This is a genomic window from Acinetobacter boissieri (assembly GCF_900096955.1).
GTDB classification, from domain to species: Bacteria; Pseudomonadota; Gammaproteobacteria; order Pseudomonadales; family Moraxellaceae; genus Acinetobacter; species Acinetobacter boissieri.
This window is the reverse complement of sequence record NZ_FMYL01000001.1, coordinates 379,604-400,475: the sequence shown is the minus strand read 5'-3', so window position 1 is coordinate 400,475 and position 20,872 is coordinate 379,604. Positions and strand designations below refer to the sequence as shown.

Below are 20,872 nucleotides of genomic sequence, written 5' to 3'. Positions count from 1 at the left end.
ATATGGTGAGATTATGTGCCTAACAATAGGCCAAGCACATATTTTAAATAGACTTAATCCGTTTTATATAATTGCTCACCCACAGCATGAAATACTCGGTCTAAGTCACTTACTTTGCTGTTAAACATTGGGCCAAATTGTAGTGTGTCACCACCAAAGCGAACGTAAAAACCTGCTTTCCACAGTGCAATGCCTGCTTCAAATGGACGAATGGTTGGGTCGCCGTCTCTTGCGTGTAATTGAATGGCACCGACTAGACCACAGTTGCGAATATCTACCACATGAGGACAGTCTTTGAGTCCGTGAATGAGTTGTTCAAACTGTGGGGCGAGTGCTTTAGATTGTTCAATCAATTGCTCTTGTTTGAGTAGTTCAAGCGTGGCTAAACCTGCAGCACAAGCGACAGGGTGCGCTGAATACGTATAGCCATGTGCAAATTCAATGGCATGCTCTGGCAGATCTTGTTGCATAAAGGTTTGATAAATTTCAGAGGTTGCGACCACGCCACCCAATGGTATGTTGCCATTGGTAATCTGTTTAGCAAAATTTAAAATGTCTGGTGTCACGCCAAAATACTCAGCCCCTGTCCATGTACCTAAGCGACCAAAGCCTGTAATCACTTCATCAAAAATAAGTAAGATGTCGTGTTGGTCGCAAATTTCACGCAAGCGTTGTAAGTAGCCTTTGGGTGGAATAATTGCTCCTGCTGAACCAGACAGTGGTTCTACAATGACAGCAGCAATATTTGATGCATCATGTAGTTCAATGAGTTTTAGCATCTCGTTGGCAAGTTCAATCCCGCCATCTTCTGCCATACCTTTGGTAAATGTATGACCTGCTTGTAGAGTATGTGACAAATGATCTACATCTAGAAATTGTCCGAAGGTTTTTCGGTTACCTCCAATGCCACCCAAGCTTGTTCCTGCAAGGTTTACACCGTGATAACCTTTCATGCGCCCAATAAACTTGGTTTTAGAGGCTTTACCTTTAATACGCCAATAGGCTTTGGCTAACTTTACAGCAGTATCTGCACACTCAGAGCCAGAGCCTGTAAATAAAACATGATTGAGTCCTTTTGGCATAAGCTCAACAATTTTATCTGCCAATTCAAAAGACAGTGTATGTGCATATTGAAATGCAGGTGAGTAATCGAGGGTAGCGAGCTGTTTCGTTACGGCTTGACCAATCGCACTACGGGTATGTCCTGCACCACATGTCCATAAACCAGACAAGGAGTCATAAATTTGTCGACCATGATCATCGACTAAATGGTGATGGTGAGCAGAAACAACAATACGTGGGTCTTTGTGAAAACTACGGTTCGCACTAAATGCGAGCCAATGGGCATCTGAGTAGGTTTGAGTGGTCATGTATTCCTCGATTATAAAGATATTTTTAGCGTCAATTTATTGTTTTATTTGAAGTGAACGCAACTGTAAACAGTTGCGTCTTTATTTTTTGTATGTTGTTAAGCGTGTGTTTTACGATTTAAAATTAAATTAAGTACAATCGCTGCAAATGTTGCTGTACCAATACCGCCTAAGTCTAGGCTTCCAATATGTAAAGCGTAGTTACCTGCGCCCATAATAATAGTAACTGCTGCAACAAACATATTGCCATTTTGGCTAAAATCGACCTTGTTGTTCATCCAAATACGAATACCTGAAATAGTAATTAAACCAAACACCACAATCGATGCACCGCCTAAAATTGCACTTGGGATGGTACTAATTAAAGCACCAAATTTAGGTGATAACCCTAAAGCAATGGCAAAGACACCTGCAATTACAAAAACAATTGTAGAGTAAATTTTAGTCGCAGCCATTACCCCAATATTTTCAGCATACGTGGTCATACCTGTACCACCAATCATGCCTGAAATACTTGTACAGACACCATCGGCCAAAAAAGCACGTCCCATGTAAGGTGAAATATTTTGACCTGTCATGGCACTCACAGCTTTAAAGTGACCTAGATTTTCTGCCACTAAAATAATCACGACAGGAATGATCAGGAGTGCTGCATTCATGGTAAATACAGGGCTGTGAAAGGTCGGTAAACCGAACCAAGCGGCTTGTTGAATGGGTGCAAAATCAATGGGCTTACCAAAACCAAGTAGGTTAGATAGCACAAAATAAATCACATAAGACAGCACTAAGCCCACAAGTAGCAGTAAACGGCGTAGTAGACCTGTCGTAAATACAGCCACCGAGCCAATACATAATACCGTCACAAAGGCTAACCAACTGTCAAAAGCATTGCCAGATACGCCTTTAATGGTTACAGGTGCAAGGTTTAAACCAATGATCATGACAATGGAACCTGTCACAACAGGAGGAAGTAGGTTTTCAATCCACCGAGTCCCTGTTTTCATGACCAGTAGACCAATAACAGCATAGACTAAGCCACACAGTACAATACCACCGAGTGCAATCTCAATATTGGGGTTTGCACCTACGCCGTTATAACCTGTCGCAGCAGCGACAGCACCAATAAAAGCAAAGCTTGAGCCTAAATAGCTCGGAACACGCCCACCGGTAATGAGGAAAAATAAAATTGTACCAATGCCCGTCATGAGCATGGTTAAACTTGGGTTAAAACCCATGAGTAACGGTGCTAAGATGGTTGCACCAAACATGGCAAAGGCATGTTGTGCGCCCAAGACAATCGATTGTCCTGCAGGTAGATATTCATTCATTGCTACAGGTGTTTTTTCTAAATCACCACGAAATGGTTTCCATGTATTAAACCAACGTTCACTCATTTTATTAAATCCCCTTGAAGTACACGGTGTGGGTGATGAATTTAAGGGTGACGATTAAGGCCATGATAAGCACGGTCAAAGTAAATCAGGCCATGTCCTGTACCCAGTTTAGTTTCGAGTACTTCACAAAATAAAACGTCATGCGTACCCACACTTGAAATGTCTGTGATTTTACAGTCAAAAGCCACAACAGCATCATCTAATACTGGAGATGATGTGCATAAATAATGCCAAGTTGCTTTTTCAAAGCGTTCTACCATGGGTGTTTTGCCACCAAAGGTATTTGAAAGCGTGGTGTGGTGTTGCCCTAATGTATTTACGCATAACACTTTATTGGTTTTAAAGGTGTCATAGACAGATGCATTCCGATTTAAACAGACGAGTAAAGTTGGTGGATGATCAGTCACACTACATACCGCAGAAGCAGTAAAGCCTGCTTTTCCTGCAGGGCCATCGGTTGTAATCACGTTTACAGCAGCGGCCAGTTGACTCATGGCATTACGGAAGTTTTGTTGTGCTTCTGATAGTACGGGTTTATTCATAAAGATGGCCATTGTTAAGACTAGAGTGTGTTGTGACTGATCCGAACAGATTTAAGGTATGGCCTTTATGGCTAAAATGCCTAATCATTTGAAGAGATACAGTCATCATGCATGACGATATGGTACTACTGTATGCGAAACAGTCTATAAAAGATTAGTTTTACACGTGGGCAATTGATGATATTTCAATCAAGGCATCGGGTTTAACTAAACCACATTGAATACAGTAACGTGCAGGTTTATCTCCAGGGAAGTATTCTGCATAGACTGCATTAACCGCTGCATAGTCTGCCCAGTCTTTAATAAAAATAGAGTTAAAGGTCACGTCATCCATTGTGCCACCTGCAGTTTCAATGACTGTTTTAATGGTGCTGAGTACGTGGTGGGTTTGTGCGGCTGCATCGCCGATATGTACGACTTCCGCATTTTGATCTAGTGGGAGTGTGCCTGAAACATAGACGATATTGTCTGCTTGTGTTGCAGGTACATAGGGTGCCAGTGGTTTTCCTGTGCCTTCTGGTAAAATAATTTTCTTTGGCATGGTGTTGTTATCCTTTATATATGCGTTGAGTGATCAGCTTATGCTTTTGGGGTAAAAGTTTCGACAAAGTTTTGGGTATTGGATACCCAACCAAAAAAGGTTTTGACATTAAACAATGTGGCGTCATGTGCAGACTTAGGCCCAGCTTGGTAGCATGCATCATCTAGAAGTACACCAAAATACTCTAAAAAGAAGCCATCTCTTAGAGTAGATTCAACGCAGACATTGGTGGCAATCCCTGTAAAAACGAGGTTGCGAATCCCTTGAGCACGTAAAATGCTGTCAAATTGCGTATTGAAAAAACCGCTATAGCGTGGCTTTGGAATCACAATATCTTGTGGCTGAGGGACTAATTGGTCGACCAATTCATAATCCCAACCACCTTTGGCAAGTAATGTGCCTTGTAATTCTGGGCGTTTACGCATGGTTTTAAGCGCATTTGATTTATGAAAATTCGGTGAACCTGCACCTCCTGCTTCTACGTACTGATTGTCCCAGCCATTTTTAAAGAAAATGACCTGAATACCTGCTTTATGAGCAGCATCAATGGCCTGTTGGATTTTTTCAATAACAGGTGTTGTGGTCGAGACATCAAAGCCTGCCAAATCTAAGTAACCGCCAATGGTTGAATAGGCATTTTGCATATCAACCACAATGAGTGCAGTTTGTTTTGGGTCAAGGCGAATAGATTCGGGTTCAGCATTCAATACAGGGCTAGTCTCTGCAGTAAAGTCGGCAGAAATGATGGTTTTTTCGCTCATACAGTTGCATCCTCTTTAACGTCTTTTACTTTGCTTGCGACAGGGCTATCGACATGAATACGGCTTTTCATCAGGGGTTGAATTTTTTCGCCAAAGTCATTTACGCCTTGTATAAAATCATCAAAAGTAAGCAAAATGCCTTCAGTGCCTTTCACTTCTGCAATTTCATCGAGCATACCTGCCACTTTTTCAAATGAACCAACCAGTGTGCCCATGTTAATATTGACAGGGGAAACACTTGAAGTCATGCTTCTGATATTGGTGTCTGCACCAGAGGTTTTGTCTTTTGAACCTTGGTCTTGTAACCATGCAATGGCATCTAGGTCTGCACCTTCGTTGTAACTGGTCCATTTTTCCATGGCTTCTTCATTTGTTTCTGCAGCAATCACCATAAATAAAGCCAATGTCGCAACATTTCGGCCTGTTTGGTCTGTATATACTTTCAGACGGTCATTAATTGGGGCAAATGCAGTGGGGGTGTTAAAGCCTTTACCAAAAACAAAATTGTAAGTGGCATATTTTGCTGAGAATTCTAAGCCTGCATCTGACTGACCTGCACAGATAATACTTAACTCTTTTGATGGTGTGGGTTTGACTTGGCAGTCATCCATTTTAAAGAAATCACCTTTAAAGTCAGATGTGCCAGTGCGCCACAAATCTTTGAGGACGTGTACGTATTCGGAAAGGTATTGATAGCGTTTGCCAAAGAATTCATCGCCCGGCCACAGACCCATTTGGCTATATTCTGGGCGTTGCCAACCTGTGACGACGTTTAAACCAAAACGCCCATTTGAAATAGAGTCAAGTGTCACGGCCATACGTGCCACAATGGCAGGAGGCATGACTAAGGTTGCAGATGTGGCAAAAATCTTAATTTTAGAGGTGACTGCTGCCAAACCCGACATGAGCGTAAAGCTTTCTAAATTATAGTCCCAAAACTCTGTTTCACCACCGAAACCACGCAGTTTGATCATAGACAGCGCAAAGTCGAAGCCGTATTTTTCGGCACTCAGTACAACTTCTTTATTGAGTTCAAATGTGGGCTTATACTGAGGCGAATTTTTTGAAATTAGCCAGCCATTGTTTCCAATCGGACAAAAAACACCTACTTGCATGTGACACCTCATTGATGATGTGGTTCATAATGTATAATTTTTAAAATGCATAATATGTGCCAATATTTTTTATAAATAAAAAACATAAACTTAATTAATTTTTATGGCTTAAATGGTTGGACTAAATAGTCCAATATTTGCACTTAAATAAAACATGCACTATTTTTTGCACAGATTTTATGCAAAAAGTGGTAGTGTGTGATGAGGTTGAATATCCTCAGCTCAAATATTTGTAGTTAAGACAATTTGGTGATGTGAGTAGAAATGGGTCGTGGTCAAAAAGTAGATTTAATTGAATCTAAAGAGCAGCATATTGTTGTGTCTGCATTGTCTGTATTTTCGCAATATGGCTTGCAAGGGGCAAGCATGGAAAAGATTGCAGAAGTCGCAGGGGTATCTAAATCTAACTTATTTTATTATTTTAAAAACAAAGAACATTTATATATAGAAGTCCTGTCTTATGTATTGACTGAGTGGTTAGAGCCCCTCAATTATTTTTCTGAACAAAGCGACCCGCGGCAGGTTTTAGAAAGTTATATTGAGTTGAAATATGAAATGTCTAAGAAGAATCCACAAGCTTCTCGTTTATATGCTTTAGAGATGATTCAAGGTTCGCCATATTTAATGCACGTATTAAAAACGGCTTTAAAACCCTTGGTGATGAAAAAGGTACAGATTATTGAATATTGGATTACACAAAAGAAAATTAAACCTGTGTCGCCGATTCATCTCATTTTTCATATTTGGGCGGTAACACAGCACTATGCAGATTTTGCCACGCAAGTACAGGCAGTGACAGGTAAAACACTCAGCAACAAAGCATTTAAACAAGAAGCGATTGCCACCACAAAGCAACTATTACTCGACAGTATTTTATTTGACGCTGTGTAAATTATATTATTGTCGTTTCAATTGAATATTTAATTGAAACGACGTGACTGTTTAAGTTAAGGCTGAGTGGGCGTTGCTTTTTTTAACTCTATTTTTTGTAAAGTCGACAGCAAATAGTGTTGATCTGATAAAGTAAAGTGCTTGAACTGAACTTGATGCATAAAGCTTTTTTCATCAAAAGTATGGTGAGTATGCATCTTTAGAGAGATTGCAATTTCTTTCATCATCTCTACGGTTAAACTTGAAATATGATCTCGTACATTATTTAACGTGTCTGGTTGCAGTTGAACATTCGGTTCAGAAAGCCAGTCGGCAATATAACGATACTGTATTGCTTTCGCAACATTCATTTGTGCAACGATAAATGGTTTTACGCTGTTGGGATCTAAACCCTCTGCATCTGCAATATTGAGTGTTTTTTCAAGCACTTTTTGTTCTTGCTCTAGGACCTCTACAGGTTGGTGGTTGAGATATTTATTGGCAGCAACATCCGGCATCAATGCCAAACGTTGGTTTATGCGTTCAAATACAGGAGATGGTGTGGTATGTGCAAAAATATTCATAGAAAATAAAAAAGAGCAGAAAAAAATTAAATGTTTAGGCATGATAAAAAGTCCAAAAATAAAATTTGAATAAAATAGTGTTTCTCAAATATAGCGCATACGTACTCTTCATTCCTATGGCTATACTCTGCAATTTTTTAAGCCCATCATCATAGAGCTGAAGTATTGCTAGGCTCACTGTATTTGTTGTGGTATTTCGTTTTTATTGAGTCTGGTTAATATTTGTTATTACCCTTGTCTAGGGTGTATTAACCAAAAAATTAAGCAGTGTTGAGTTGATCTGTGCCGTTTCTGTGACGGTAGATGCATGTGCGCCTGTTTTAAATAGCTCAAATTGACTATGAGTAATCGCTTTAGACAGCGCTAAACCTCGTTGCCAAGGCACTAAGAAGTCATCTTCATTGCTAATAATTAAACAGGGCATATCTATCGCACTTACAGCATGCAGCGGTTCATAGCATTTTAATGCATGTAACCGAGTTTTAATGTTTGTTGCTGTACACGCATGCTCAATCATGTGCTGTTCTTGTTGTTTGAGTTGCTGGTCGTGTGCTGAAATCCACGCAGGTGGGTAGAGAAAAAGGGCTTGTGCTTGAATATATGCTGCAGTTCCTGCATGCTCAAGTAGTGCTAAACGTGTTGTAAAGCAACGTAATGTATGTGGGTCTAATTGATCCCATGGGTTAATCATAATGATTTTTTCAACGCACTGAGGCGCAAGCTTTATAAGTTCCATCCCAATAAATGCACCGAGCGCATGGCCAATAAAATAGCATTGATCAATCTGTGCGTTTTGTATGATCTGATATAATTCATTCGCCATATCAGTTAATGTATAGCCATTAGGTAAGTCATCGCTTTCTTTGTGAATACCGACATGGTCGTAGGTTAGTACATGAAAATGTGTGGTCAATGCATCAATTTGTGGTTTCCAAAATTGAGCATGACCGCCTAGACCGGAGCTAAGTACAATTGTTTTTGCATGTGTGCGTTGACTTGGATAAATTGTATATGTCATGGTTTAACCAAAAATAAATAGAGTTTTCTTGATCAAAGCAAAAACTATACCTATTAACAACCCAAGTATCGTAACAATGATCGATTAAGTGAATTTTAATGGCTTTATGGCAATGTAGTAAGTATGCAATTCTTAATTGCAATATTATTTTATAAGTATTTGATTTTTAAATTTAATGTATTGCCTTGATGGCAAAATGGTCTTTTATGTTACTCAATTATCAAAAACAATGGTTTGGTCATATCCGTAAAGATATTTTGGCGGGTCTTGTGGTTGGGCTGGCTTTAATTCCAGAAGCCATTTCTTTTTCAGTGATTGCAGGGGTTGATCCCTCTGTGGGTTTATATGCTGCTTTTTCTATGGCAGTTGTGATTGCTTTTGTGGGTGGCCGTCCTGCCATGATTTCTGCAGCAACAGGAGCGATGGCGCTACTCATGGTGACATTGGTCAAAGAGCATGGGCTGCAATACTTGTTTGCTACCACTATTTTAACGGGTTTACTACAGATCACGATTGGTAAAATTCGTTTGGCTCGGTTGATGCGTTTTGTACCTAAGCCTGTTGTGATTGGTTTTGTAAACTCATTGGCAATTGTGACTTTTATGGCACAGTTACCACAACTGATTCATGTACCTTATGCTGTCTATGGATTGGTTGCATTAGGACTTTTGATTATTTATTTATTTCCCAAAATTCCAAAAATAGGTCAGATGTTACCCCCCTCATTGGTCTGTATTATTGTACTGACTGTAATTACTCTTTTCTTAGGTGTGTCTGTAAAAACAGTCGGTGATATGGGGCATTTACCACATAGTTTACCCGTATTTCTATTACCAGATATTCCACTTACCTTGCAAACGCTTTGGATTATTTTACCGTATGCAGTGGCGATGGCTTTTGTAGGACTGCTTGAATCAGTCATGACGGCAAAGCTGATAGATCAAATTACGCATACTGAAAGTAATAAGCATCAAGAATGTATTGGGCAAGGTATTGCCAATATTGTGACGGGTTTTTTAGGAGGTATGGCGGGTTGCGCTATTATTGGTCAGTCAATGATTAATGTGAAATCTGGAGCGAGAGGCAGATTATCTACATTTATTGCAGGTGCTTTTTTACTGACACTGGTACTATTTTTAACAGGGTGGTTAAAAGTTATTCCTATGGCAGCTTTAGTCGCAGTGATGATTGTTGTGTGTATACATACCTTTAATTGGCAATCGATTACACAGTTTAAAAAACAACCTGTCAGCAATAATGTAGTGATGATTGTGACTGTTGCTGTTGTACTGTATAGCCACAATTTAGCCTTAGGTGTATTGGCAGGTGTATTGGTGTCTGCACTAAGTTTAGTGGCGCAACTTGAACAAAGTATTGAGGTCGAGGCATTGCCAATCTCTGAGCATACCCAAACCTATAAAGTCAGAGGACAGCTGTTTTTTAGTTCTTCTGACATATTTCTTAAAGCCTTTGATTTTAATATAGAAGCTGTTCATCATGTCGTGATTGATTTAACAGCAACAGATGTATGGGATATTAATGCGGTAGATACATTAGATTTGGTAGTTCAGCAATATCAGCACCATCAAATTAAGTGCAGTGTGATTGGACTCAATGAAAGAAGTTTAATGATGATGCAGCGTTACGGTCGTGATAGTGCACTTGCTTAATAACAGGTGACTAAAGCGGTAATAGATTGATAAAATTGTCATGGGCCAATGGGTTGTATAGGAAAGATATGCTAAACCACATGTTTAAAAAAACGCGCCGCAGTTGTATTGCTATGGCAATACTTGCCTCAACTGCAACCACACTTTATGCACAAACACCGTTAAATACAGCAGATCCATTAACGGTTATTGGTTACCATGAAGTGACCGATGCTTCTAATGAGGCAGTGATTCCATTATATGCAGTCACCACGACCAACTTTGAAGCGCAAATTAACTATTTGAAGAATAATGGATTCCATTTTGTTTCTACGGATCAGTTAATCAAAGCACATGCAGGTCAAATCACTTTGCCTGCTAAACCTGTATTACTCACCGTAGATGACGGCTACGAGTCGTTTTATAGTAGTATTTACCCTTTTGTGAAAGCCAATAAAATTCCTGTAGTCCTCGCAATTGTTGGTTCTTGGGTGGATACGCCAAGTAGTCAAGAAGTACACTTTGGTGACAGTGAGGTTGCACGTAATAAAATTTTGACGTGGGCTCAAATTAAAGAAATGAGTGACAGCGGCTATGTGGAAATTGCAAGCCATAGTTATGATTTACATCATGGCGTATTGGGTAATCCGCAAGGGAACTCACAACCTGCGGCTACTACACGTATATATAACCCAACAACGAAAGGTTATGAAAATGACCAACAGTATGCACAGCGTATTTTTCAAGATCTGAAAAAAAACAATGAGCGTATGAAAGCCAACGGCATACCATCACCTCGTGTTATGGTTTGGCCTTATGGTCGCTACAATGCACAAACAGTGTCTGTTGCAAAAAAACTGGGTATGCCAATTACGGTGAGTTTGGATGATGGCCCTGTATATGTAAATCAGCCTTTAAGTGCGATTAATCGTATTTTAATTGAAAACAAAATGACGGTAGATGATTTAGGAAAAGAGATCTACAACCGTCAACATGACTTAGGCGACAACTACCGTGCACAAAAAATTATGCATGTAGACCTCGACTATATTTATGACAAAGATGAAAAACAAGAAGAAAAGAACCTCGGTTTACTGTTAGACCGTATTCAGCAAATGAACGTAAATACAGTCTATTTACAAGCATTTTCTGACAGTGATGCCAATGGCTCAGCAGACATGGTGTATTTCCCAAACCGTTATATTCCAATGCGTCAAGATTTGTTTAACCGTGTGGCATGGCAAATTGAAAAACGTACGCAAGTGAAGCGCATTTATGCGTGGATGCCATTATTGGCGTGGGAGTTACCAAAATCAAATCCAGTGTCTAAAGATTTGGTGAAAACAGAGCAACCCAAAGCCAGTGACCATTTAAATATGGGTTACATTCGTTTGTCGCCGTATTCGGCACCGGCACGTAAAGTCATTGAGGGTATTTTTGAAGACTTAGGGAAATCTGCAACGTTTGATGGCGTATTGTTTCATGACGATACCACATTGTCTGACTATGAAGACGCAAGCCCTGCAGCATTAAAAGCCTATGCGAAAGCAGGTTTGTCGACCAACCTAGATGTCGTTCGTAATAATGATCAACAACTCCAAAAGTGGACAGCATTTAAAACCAAAACCATTGATGACTTGGCCATGCAAGTGGCACAAGATGTTAGACAGTATCAGCCTGCATTATTAACGGCACGTAATATGTATGCACAAGTGGTCTTAAATCCATATGCAGAAAACTGGTATTCACAGTCATTGGAACAATCGCTGAATCGTTACGATTTTACCGCGATTATGGCCATGCCTTATATGGAACAAGCCAAAGATAAAGATCAGTTTTATGCAGATATTGTGAACCGTTTAAAACAGTATCCAAATGGGTTGCGTAAAGCAGTAGTTGAGCTACAAGCAGTGAACTGGCGTAAAGACAATGCTCCAATTCCATCGCAAGAGTTAGCAGATACAATTACATCTTTATATAATCAAGGTGTGGTTCATGTTGGATATTATCCAGATGATCCAATTAAGGGTCATCCAGATCCTGCGGTGTTGCGTAAGGTATTTGATCTCAAACCAAACCGTGTTGAACCATAGTCTTATTTTTGAAATTTAAACAAGCGAGGAGATCCTCGCTTGTTTTGTCTCACATATGTATTAGTTGTGCATCAGCTGTTCAAGTAGATATGAGCCGATTACGTGAAAGCAAAAATTACGCTGACTCCGCAACAATAATAAAAATTAAATATGTATAGGCTTTAGAGCAGTATTTAAAATACTGCTCTAAAGCTTTTAAAACTTAAGCATTTTTTTGTTGTTCGACTGACTGTTGAATAGATGTTGTTTTACGTCCGATCAGCGTCTCTAAATCGGTTGATTCGCTATACATTGCGCCATGCGTAGTTTGTGCATCTGCATCGACAATCACATCGACCAAACCTTGTGGTAGACCTGCTGCACTTAATGCTTGGCTATAATCTGCAGGTGTTAAATTGATATATTCTACTTGGGTGTGATAGACCGTAGAAATGGTGCTTGCCAATTCACTGAGTGTGAATGCATCAGAGCCAGCAAGTTCATAAACAGGGTTGTTTGACGGTGCACTGATCAATACATTAGCTGCTGCTTGAGCATAGTCTTGGCGAGATGCCGCACTAATTTTCCCAGTTTCGGCTGCACCATACAATTTGCCTTCAGAAACAGTATATGCAAGGTTGCCTAAATAGTTTTCTATGTACCAATTGTTTCGTAACAAGGCATAAGAAAGGCCACTGTGTTTAATCAGTGATTCAGTCTCTTTATGTTCAGCAGCTAAACTGAGTGGATTTGTGTCTGCGTTTAATATGCTGGTATAGGCAATAAAAGGTACAGATGTTTTCACAGCAGCATCGATAACGGCTTGATGCTGTGGCACACGTTGCCCAACTTCACTCCCAGAAATAAGTAATAAACGGTCTACGCCTGACAATGCAGGTTGTAAACTCTCTGCTTGGCTGTAATCAAAAAAACGTACTTCAATACCTTGATCTAAAAAATGTTGTGCTTTTTTAGGATCACGAACTAAAGCAATAATATTTTCAGGTGCAGTCTGTTGAATTAATGCTTGAATAACCAAATGGCCGAGTTGACCTGTTGCGCCTGTAATTGCAATTTTCATGTAAAACCTCTTATAAGATGATGGGTGTTATGTACTGAACGATATTTATGCTATGCTAATTACTAACTAAATGTAAGTACTTACCTAAAAGTAAGTATGAAGAAAAAAGGAAAAACAATGTCTGATATGCCACTGAAAGGTTATGTTTTGTCTAGTAAATGTCCATCTAGACAAATTTTGGAGCATTTAACCAGTAAGTGGTCTGTACTGATTCTACGTTGTTTAAGTCAACACAGTGTGTTGCGATTTAGTGAATTAAAGCAACAGATTGATGGTGTCAGTGAAAAAATGCTTTCGCAAACGCTTAAAATGTTGGAACAAGATGATTTTGTTTCACGTAAAGTCTATGCAGAAATCCCACCTAAAGTGGAATATCGTTTAACATCACTTGGAAAGCAAGCAGCAGAAAAAATCGATTATTTGGTTTTTTGGATTGAGGACAATCTAGATGAAATTTTGGCGCACCGCCATGTCATACAATAATGCACTATTACAGTGAGTGTTATGTCCGTGTTTTGCTAAATCGCACTTTCTCAGATGCGCATTGTCGGGTTTAATTTTTTTAGTTCAATTTTAGTGCACTGCAATTGAGATATATTGCACCTTTTTAATATAAATAGAAATTTCTTGAGATCGACAACCTCTACGTTTAAATACTTTTCAACGTACCAATGATTATTACGATAAAGTATTTGCTTTAATCTGTTTATTATTATTTAAATATCAGCTACTTATTTTTATTACGATAGACCTTTTCGTTCATGGCATAGTTATTGCTCGTAAGAGCATATATCTTTTTTCACTGCCATGTACGCTCGGGGTCATTATGCTTAAACCTTCTTCTTTGCTGTTAGCACTTTCCGTTTTCACATCAGCGGCAGTGATTCCAACATTTGCCAATGCAGATGCACTTGCAGACATTAAAAAATCTGGAGTCATTAAAGTCGCTATTCCGCAGGACTATCCTCCATTTGGCTCTGTCAGTAAAGACTTACAAGCTCAGGGCTATGATATAGATGTTGCCAAACTTATTGCTCAGTCTTTGGGAGTGAAACTGGTTTTAGTACCTGTGACCAGTGCTAACCGTATTCCTTTTTTAACAACGAAAAAAGTTGATCTTGTGATTTCTAGCTTAGGAAAAACCCCTGAACGTGAGCAAGTTATTGACTTTGTTGGGCCGTATGCACCATTTTATTTAGGTGTTTTTGGTCAAAAAAGTGAACAAGCAAAATCTGTAGCAGAGCTTGCAGGTAAAACAGTGGGTGTAACACGTGGCGCAATTGAAGACATTGAACTAACAAAAATTGCCCCTGCTTCAACAACCATAAAGCGTTTTGAAGACAATAATTCAACAATTTCATCATTTTATTCAGGTCAAGTGAATCTAATTGCAACAGGTAATGTGGTTGCAGGTACGCTAAGCAAAAACTTTACTAAAAAACCACTCGATACTAAGTTTATTATTAAAAACTCACCATGCTACATTGGTTTAAATAAAGGTGAGGCACAGTTACATAGTAAAATTAATGCAATTATTACTACAGCAAAAAGTAATGGTCAGATGAACCGTATTTCTGTGCAATGGCTTAATGCACCCCTACCAAAACAATTCTAATGACTGCTGTGCTATAGCGCAAAAGAGGGTGTGATGTCGTATCAGTTTGATTTTTCCAGTGTATTGCCTTATAGCGGTATGATTGCTGAAGGCTTAGGGCGAACATTGGTACTCACAATTGTGGGTACAATATTTGGTTTGGCTTTAGGCATTTTTGCAGGGGCATGCCGTGCATGGAAAGTACAGCCTTTAAGTACTATTTTTCGTGTATATATTGAGCTAATTCGTAATACACCCTTTTTAGTCCAGCTATTTTTTATCTTTTTTGGTTTACCTGCCATTGGTGTAACCATGAATGCATGGACGGCTTCAATTTTAGCCATGATTATTAACTTGGGTGCATACAGTGCAGAAATTGTACGTGCAGGTATACAAGCCACAGCCAAAGGGCAAATTGAAGCTGCTGAATCTTTAGCGATGACTCGTTTCCAAGTCTTACGTTATGTGGTTTTGCCACCATCTTTAGGTAGAGTATGGCCTGCTTTATGCAGTCAAATTATTATTGTAATGCTTGGGTCATCTGTATGTTCGCAGATTTCAATGGAAGACTTAACATTTGCTGCCAATTTTATTCAGTCACGTAATTTCCGTAGCTTTGAAATTTACATTGTGATTGCAGTCCTGTACTTAATCCTGTCTGTGGTGATTCGTGCCTTACTATTACGTTTAGGTCGCATCTGTTTTAAAGGGAGTGACCGTGTATGATGATGCAAGAATTTACCCTTTGGGATATTATTCATAACCTACTCAATGGATTTGGATGGTCATTACTTTTATCTTTAATTGTATTTGTACTTGGCGGAATATGTGGCTTACTCATATTGATGCTACGCATTAGCAAAGACCCAATTTTACAAAAGATAGCGATTGTTTATATTGAGTTTTTTCAGGGTACGCCGTTACTTGTACAGCTATTTATGACCTTTTTTGGTTTGGCTTTACTTGGCTTTGATACTTCTGCTTGGGTTGCTGCCTCGTTTTCCTTAACAGCATACGCTGCTGCATACTTTGCTGAAATTTGGCGGGGCTGTGTGCAGTCTGTACCTGTGGGCCAATGGGAAGCTGCAGGAAGTTTAGCACTGAGTCGCTTTCAACAATTTCGCTACGTGATCTTGCCACAAGCATTACGCATTGCAATTGCACCGACTGTAGGCTTTTCAGTACAAATTGTAAAAGCGACAGCAGTCACCTCTATTATTGGTTTTACAGAACTCACAAAAACAGGGTCTATTTTAGCCAATGCAACATTTGAACCTTTTTTAGTCTTTGGCTTAGTGGCTGTGGGTTATTTTATTTTATGTTTCCCACTGTCTGCACTTGCATCTTATCTTGAGAAAAAACTTCATGGCACTACTTCACATACATAATTTACATAAACACTTTGGTGAAAACCATGTTTTAAAAGGCATAGACCTTGATGTAGAAGCTGGGTCTGTCGTGTCAATTATTGGGCGTAGTGGTTCTGGAAAAAGTACGTTATTACGTTCAATTAATGGCTTAGAAACGATTGATAAAGGCTATATTCAAGTCGATGGTACTGTTTTAGATGTAGATCGTACCGACTTACGTGCATTACGCTTAAAAGTCGGCATGATTTTTCAGCAATTTAACTTATTTCCACACTTGAGTGTGGTTCAAAATGTCATGCTTGCAGTACAAGTCGTAAAAAAAGTAGACAAAGCCACCACACATGCTTTGGCACTCAATATGCTCGATAAAGTCGGGTTAAAAGCCAAAGCAGATGCGATGCCAAGCCAATTGTCTGGTGGGCAACAACAGCGTGTAGCTATTGCTCGGGCACTTGCCATGTCACCTAAAATTTTACTCTGTGATGAAATTACTTCAGCACTTGATCCAGAATTGGTGAATGAAGTATTGGCTGTTGTACGTGATTTAGCGCATGAGGGCATGACATTAATTATGGTTACACATGAAATGCGTTTTGCACGAGATGTTGGAGACTATTTACTCTTTATGCATGAAGGGCGAGTGCATGAATATGGTCCTGCGAAAACGTTATTTGCAGAACCACAAACAGAAGAATTACGTTCATTTATTCGAATGACTCAAGCTTAATTTAATATTTTGAAAAAGCCTCATATTTTCAGATATGGGGCTTTTTGTGTTTAGGTCTTAGCTCAAACTCAAGTGAAAGAAATTAAATATTTACGATAGATTGTCGTATAACACAATAAAAGTACTCGTAAAATAAAAGGAAAAAACAGTGCGCCGTGATCGTGGTCAATATTTTATTTTAGTGACAGTTTTTCTAGATGTATTTGGGGGCAGTATCGTGATCCCTGTTCTGCCATCTCTAGTCGGCATGCTTTCATCGTCTGTGGAATCAAAAGTTCAATGGATTGGTGTTTTAGCTGCGAGTTATGCGTTGATGCAATTTTTGTTTTCTCCTTTTCTTGGCATCCTGAGCGATAAATATGGAAGGAGACCAATATTACTTATTTCAACACTTATTTTAGCGATCACTGAGCTCCTCCATGCAGTTGCGTCATCAGTATTATTATTACTACTTTGTCGTATTTTAAGTGGTATGACGGGTGCAACAATGTCTGTAGCCAATGCATACACTGCAGATTCGACCATTCCAAGTCAACGATCAGTTGCATTTGGTAGAATTGGTGCAGCAGCCGGGGTAGGCTTTATTTTAGGACCAATGTTGGGTGGTATTCTTGGTGGTATTGATATTCGATTTCCTTTTTATATTGCTGCTATTTTATCATTTTTAAATTTTATTTATGGTTGGTTTGTATTGCCTCGTATGAAACCAGTCAATCCCACAGCAACATTATCATTGACGAATGTGAGTCCTTTTCATGCGATCCGTGATCTTGTACGTATCAGTGGAGATATTGCAGGCCTTGTTTATATTATTGGCTTAAATGTTCTGGCCCAAGTGATGCTTCAGAGCATTTGGGTAGCGTATACCCAATTCAAATTTGGTTGGCAACCTGAAGCAAATGGGATGATGTTACTTTTTATGGGAGTATTCGGTTTTGTGATCAGTGGTTTTCTCATGTCCAAACTACAAAACTATTTTGGAATAAAGACACTCGCTATGCTTGGACTCATTTCATCTGCAATTGCTTTTTTAATGTATGGCCTGTCTGACAATGGTATTGAATTATATTTTATTGCTACATTTACATGTCTTTCGGCAGTTTCAATGCCTGTTTTAATGGGTGCATTATCATCTAAGGTACATCCTGACCGTCAAGGTACCGTTATGGGCACAGTTGCCTCAATCAATAGTCTAGCAATGATTATTGCGCCACTGATTGCAACAACAACTTTTAGTTTTGTGACTGATTTTTCTCCTTCAGACTGGCGTGTCGGTATGACTTTTTATATGTGTTTTGCTATACAGATCATCGTAATTATTTGGGCGATCAGGTATTTTTTTGGCAATAAAGAGTCTATGAATATTTAAATAGAATTAATATATTGAGATCATTTTGAATAGATGATTTTTTGCATAAATATGAGATTACTTTTTGACTTAATCACGGATTTAATACAAGTTTGATATGTTTTTAAATCAGCTTTGTATTTGTTTTTTATGTAAAGCACTTGATTATATGAGCTGTCAGAATCAGTAAAAAAGACCCACTTTAAAGTGGGTCTTTTAAAAATCATAGATAGATGGTGTTCTACAATCTCAGTTTAATTCGTTGCTTTTTTAGCACCGAATCGACCAGCAAAGATACTGACTAATGCACCAAGGAAAAGCCCGATAAATGCCCATAATGCTGTTTTGGCAGCAACTTGAGTCGCAATTGCTGCTTTCTCTTTAGCATCTTGTTTAAGAGCTTGATATTTTACTTTTGCATCATTAATGCTCGTTTGAGCTTTTTCAAATGCTTGATTCAGCTTTTGAACAGCAAGCTCTCTTTCTTTCAAGAAATTTTCTACGGCTTGATCTGCTTCTTTGCTTGTCATATTACTGTTTTTAGTAATAGCTGTTTTTATTTCATCTTTACTAATCGAGTTATTAATAGATTGAACACGGTTTTTTAAAGAACCGATTAAATCATTAACAATTTCATCACTTTTTTGTGGGTTCACTGCAATATCTTTAATAGATGATTCTATTTTGTTCTTCGCCCAATCTAATTGGCTATTTAAGTAGTTTGGTTGTAATTCAGGTATTCCACTTTTTTCTAAAGCGGCCATTACATTTTTGTTTCCATTATTTAATACATCAGATGAGTTTGGCAGGACTTCATTGATATTGCTATTTTCAAATACTTGTACGACACCTTTACCCAATGACGAGGTAATATTTCCAGTTGCTGATGTCACTGAACCAACGATATTTCCAGTGATATTTAATGTACTTTTTAGTGCGGAAACACTAATAAAAAGGCCAAAGATAAGTGCTAAACACCATACTAGAAATCCATGGACGCTCCCATGAATACCTGCAATTTTTCCAGCAAAGAAACTTCCGATCCCTAAACTTAATAAAAGTGAAATACCAGTCCAGATACCCAGCGTGGTTCCTGAACCATTGGTGACGTCTGTATTAGATAATGGATCTAACATTGAAAATCCAAGAGCAATACCTAAGATTGAAAGCAAGAAAGAGACTGCTAAAACAATTAGTGTTCCAGCAAAAATACTTGCCCAAGAAATTCTTTGTTGAAGTGATTTTTCTACAGTAATACTCATATTTTTTTCCTATTATTTTACTTAAGTTATATTTAGCACTAAGAATGATATAACAAAAAAACCATCACTTTAAATATGTAACATTTATTAACAGATTGACGTAAATAAAAATAAAAAATTTTCTATTTTTAATAAAAGTGAACCAAACGATTAATCATGTATATATTAAAAATTCTATGATTATGCTGCTGATGTTTATATAAAAAATGAGGGGGAATGCATCAATATTGTGGTTATTTATAAAGTAATAATACTTATACATAAATCACGGTGAAAAAATTAAACATAAGTCTGTTTTTATTTTTGTATTGATATTTAAGCGAATGATTTGAATGATGAAAAGTAAATTTTTATCATTGGTGATCAGATTAGACCATTACTTTGGCTTAAACGGTTTATCTCTTATTTTGAGTATTCAATAGATATACGTCTTATCTTATTTAAAAGCGTATATGACCTGAACAATAAAATATGCTTTCATCTAAAAAGAGTAATTTACATATTGTGGCTTCTATTTTTATTTCGTATACGATATATTAAAATAAAGATCAAATAAGGACACAACAATGAATAATATCTTTACAGGTACCATTCCTGCACTCATGACGCCATGTACAAAAGACCGCCAACCAGATTTTGATGCTTTGGTAAAAAAAGCCAAACAACTGATTGATGCAGGCATGAGCGCAGTGGTGTATTGCGGTTCGATGGGCGATTGGCCACTTTTAACAGAACAACAACGCCAGGAAGGGGTTGCTCGTTTGGTTGAAGCAGGTATTCCGACCATTGTGGGGACTGGTGCAATTAATAGTAAAGAAGCAGTTTCACATGCGGCCCATGCACAAAAAGTAGGAGCACATGGCTTGATGGTGATTCCTCGTGTGTTGTCACGTGGTAGTTCACCTACAGCACAAAAAGCTCACTTTTCATCCATTTTGGCAGCTGCTCCCAAGATTCCTGCGGTGATTTACAATAGCCCATATTATGGCTTTGCAACACGTGCAGATTTATTTTTTGATTTACGGGCAAGCTTTCCAAACCTGATTGGATTTAAAGAGTTTGGTGGGGCGGCAGACATGCGTTATGCCTCAGAATTTATTACCTCACAAGAGGATGTCACACTCATGGCAGGTGTAGACACGCAAGTGTTTCATGGCTTTGTGAATTGTAATGCGACAGGTGCAATTACAGGTATTGGTAACGCGTTACCAAAAGAAGTTTTACATTTGGTTGAGTTAAGTAAAAAAGCTGCTGAAGGTGATGCGTTAAGCTACAGATTAGGGCAAGAATTATCTGTCGCTTTAAATGTGCTTTCATCTTTTGATGAAGGCCCAGATTTGGTTTTATATTATAAATATTTATTGGTACTCAATGGCGATACAGAGTACGAATTACACTTTAATGAAACAGATCGGTTAAGTGAGTCACAGCGTAAATATGCTGAGCAACAATATAAGCAATTCCGCGCTTGGTACAAAAATTGGATTGCAGAACAATAAACATATCTCATACTTTAAAGGTATGTATATGTATACACGCATATCTTTAAAGTGAACGTCTTTTATCTTCAATAT

20 protein-coding genes are annotated in these 20,872 nt (G+C 38.5%); 10 read left to right on the top strand and 10 right to left on the bottom strand.

Translation table 11 applies throughout. The annotated features are described in order from the left end of the window. Positions 1 to 53 precede the first annotated feature (53 nt). The 6 genes from aptA to rutA all read right to left on the bottom strand — a co-directional run bounded on the left by aptA (position 54) and on the right by rutA (position 5,723). Positions 54 to 1,370, bottom strand: coding sequence for an omega-aminotransferase AptA (aptA, locus tag BLS38_RS01835; RefSeq protein ID WP_092746619.1), 1,317 nt, complete (start codon positions 1,368 to 1,370; stop codon positions 54 to 56). 98 nt (positions 1,371 to 1,468) lie between these two features. Further along, positions 1,469 to 2,764, bottom strand: a complete 1,296-nt coding sequence (locus tag BLS38_RS01830; RefSeq protein ID WP_092746618.1) for a solute carrier family 23 protein — start codon at positions 2,762 to 2,764, stop codon at positions 1,469 to 1,471. A gap of 41 nt (positions 2,765 to 2,805) precedes the next feature. Continuing rightward, positions 2,806 to 3,306, bottom strand: a complete 501-nt coding sequence (locus tag BLS38_RS01825; RefSeq protein WP_244518116.1) for a flavin reductase — start codon at positions 3,304 to 3,306, stop codon at positions 2,806 to 2,808. A 160-nt stretch (positions 3,307 to 3,466) separates the two neighbouring features. Next, on the bottom strand, positions 3,467 to 3,847 hold the full coding sequence (gene rutC, locus BLS38_RS01820) for a pyrimidine utilization protein C (protein WP_092746616.1): 381 nt from the start codon (positions 3,845 to 3,847) through the stop codon (positions 3,467 to 3,469). A gap of 38 nt (positions 3,848 to 3,885) precedes the next feature. Then, positions 3,886 to 4,608: a pyrimidine utilization protein B gene (gene rutB / locus BLS38_RS01815; RefSeq protein WP_092746615.1), complete on the bottom strand. Its 723-nt coding sequence runs from the start codon at positions 4,606 to 4,608 to the stop codon at positions 3,886 to 3,888. After that, positions 4,605 to 5,723: a pyrimidine utilization protein A gene (rutA, locus tag BLS38_RS01810; protein ID WP_092746614.1), complete on the bottom strand. Its 1,119-nt coding sequence runs from the start codon at positions 5,721 to 5,723 to the stop codon at positions 4,605 to 4,607. The genes rutB and rutA overlap by 4 nt, the downstream gene beginning before the upstream one ends. Before the next feature lie 264 nt (positions 5,724 to 5,987). Between rutA and BLS38_RS01805 the strand changes: the two genes are divergently transcribed. Continuing rightward, positions 5,988 to 6,614 carry a TetR family transcriptional regulator C-terminal domain-containing protein gene (locus BLS38_RS01805; RefSeq protein ID WP_092746613.1) on the top strand — a complete coding sequence of 209 codons (627 nt, stop codon included), beginning with the start codon at positions 5,988 to 5,990 and terminating at the stop codon, positions 6,612 to 6,614. Between the two features lie 56 nt (positions 6,615 to 6,670). On the opposite strand, the gene aroQ is transcribed toward BLS38_RS01805, so the two are convergent. Together aroQ and rutD are read right to left on the bottom strand one after the other, a co-directional pair. Further along, the gene (aroQ, locus tag BLS38_RS01800; RefSeq protein WP_092746612.1) at positions 6,671 to 7,219 is read right to left on the bottom strand and encodes a gamma subclass chorismate mutase AroQ; all 549 of its coding nucleotides are present in this window, start codon (positions 7,217 to 7,219) and stop codon (positions 6,671 to 6,673) included. A gap of 196 nt (positions 7,220 to 7,415) precedes the next feature. Next, positions 7,416 to 8,195 carry a pyrimidine utilization protein D gene (gene rutD / locus BLS38_RS01795; protein WP_092746611.1) on the bottom strand — a complete coding sequence of 260 codons (780 nt, stop codon included), beginning with the start codon at positions 8,193 to 8,195 and terminating at the stop codon, positions 7,416 to 7,418. Between the two features lie 206 nt (positions 8,196 to 8,401). Between rutD and BLS38_RS01790 the strand changes: the two genes are divergently transcribed. Both BLS38_RS01790 and pgaB read left to right on the top strand, forming a co-directional pair. Further along, positions 8,402 to 9,865, top strand: a complete 1,464-nt coding sequence (locus BLS38_RS01790) for a SulP family inorganic anion transporter (protein ID WP_092746702.1) — start codon at positions 8,402 to 8,404, stop codon at positions 9,863 to 9,865. A gap of 68 nt (positions 9,866 to 9,933) precedes the next feature. After that, on the top strand, positions 9,934 to 11,937 hold the full coding sequence (pgaB, locus tag BLS38_RS01785) for a poly-beta-1,6-N-acetyl-D-glucosamine N-deacetylase PgaB (protein WP_425283437.1): 2,004 nt from the start codon (positions 9,934 to 9,936) through the stop codon (positions 11,935 to 11,937). Positions 11,938 to 12,139: 202 nt separating this feature from the next. Here pgaB and BLS38_RS01780 read toward each other — a convergent pair whose 3' ends face one another. After that, complete coding sequence (locus tag BLS38_RS01780; RefSeq protein WP_092746609.1) at positions 12,140 to 12,997, bottom strand: SDR family oxidoreductase; 858 nt, start codon at positions 12,995 to 12,997, stop codon at positions 12,140 to 12,142. Between the two features lie 117 nt (positions 12,998 to 13,114). Between BLS38_RS01780 and BLS38_RS01775 the strand changes: the two genes are divergently transcribed. The 6 genes from BLS38_RS01775 to BLS38_RS01750 all read left to right on the top strand — a co-directional run bounded on the left by BLS38_RS01775 (position 13,115) and on the right by BLS38_RS01750 (position 18,057). After that, complete coding sequence (locus BLS38_RS01775; protein WP_092746608.1) at positions 13,115 to 13,480, top strand: winged helix-turn-helix transcriptional regulator; 366 nt, start codon at positions 13,115 to 13,117, stop codon at positions 13,478 to 13,480. Between the two features lie 343 nt (positions 13,481 to 13,823). Next, positions 13,824 to 14,612 carry a transporter substrate-binding domain-containing protein gene (locus BLS38_RS01770; RefSeq protein WP_092746607.1) on the top strand — a complete coding sequence of 263 codons (789 nt, stop codon included), beginning with the start codon at positions 13,824 to 13,826 and terminating at the stop codon, positions 14,610 to 14,612. 33 nt (positions 14,613 to 14,645) lie between these two features. Next, entirely contained in the window at positions 14,646 to 15,317 is a 672-nt protein-coding gene (locus BLS38_RS01765; protein ID WP_092746606.1) for an amino acid ABC transporter permease, read from the top strand. After that, entirely contained in the window at positions 15,314 to 15,979 is a 666-nt protein-coding gene (locus tag BLS38_RS01760) for an amino acid ABC transporter permease (protein WP_092746605.1), read from the top strand. The genes BLS38_RS01765 and BLS38_RS01760 overlap by 4 nt, the downstream gene beginning before the upstream one ends. Further along, a complete protein-coding gene (locus tag BLS38_RS01755) occupies positions 15,957 to 16,688 on the top strand; it encodes an amino acid ABC transporter ATP-binding protein (RefSeq protein WP_092746604.1) in 732 nt (243 codons plus the stop codon). The genes BLS38_RS01760 and BLS38_RS01755 overlap by 23 nt, the downstream gene beginning before the upstream one ends. Before the next feature lie 148 nt (positions 16,689 to 16,836). Then, positions 16,837 to 18,057 carry an MFS transporter gene (locus BLS38_RS01750; RefSeq protein ID WP_092746603.1) on the top strand — a complete coding sequence of 407 codons (1,221 nt, stop codon included), beginning with the start codon at positions 16,837 to 16,839 and terminating at the stop codon, positions 18,055 to 18,057. Between the two features lie 233 nt (positions 18,058 to 18,290). On the opposite strand, the gene BLS38_RS01745 is transcribed toward BLS38_RS01750, so the two are convergent. After that, positions 18,291 to 19,298 carry a YrzE family protein gene (locus BLS38_RS01745; RefSeq protein ID WP_092746602.1) on the bottom strand — a complete coding sequence of 336 codons (1,008 nt, stop codon included), beginning with the start codon at positions 19,296 to 19,298 and terminating at the stop codon, positions 18,291 to 18,293. Between the two features lie 566 nt (positions 19,299 to 19,864). On the opposite strand from BLS38_RS01745, the gene BLS38_RS01740 reads away from it, so the two are divergent. Next, on the top strand, positions 19,865 to 20,797 hold the full coding sequence (locus BLS38_RS01740; RefSeq protein ID WP_092746601.1) for a dihydrodipicolinate synthase family protein: 933 nt from the start codon (positions 19,865 to 19,867) through the stop codon (positions 20,795 to 20,797). Positions 20,798 to 20,872: the final 75 nt, after the last annotated feature.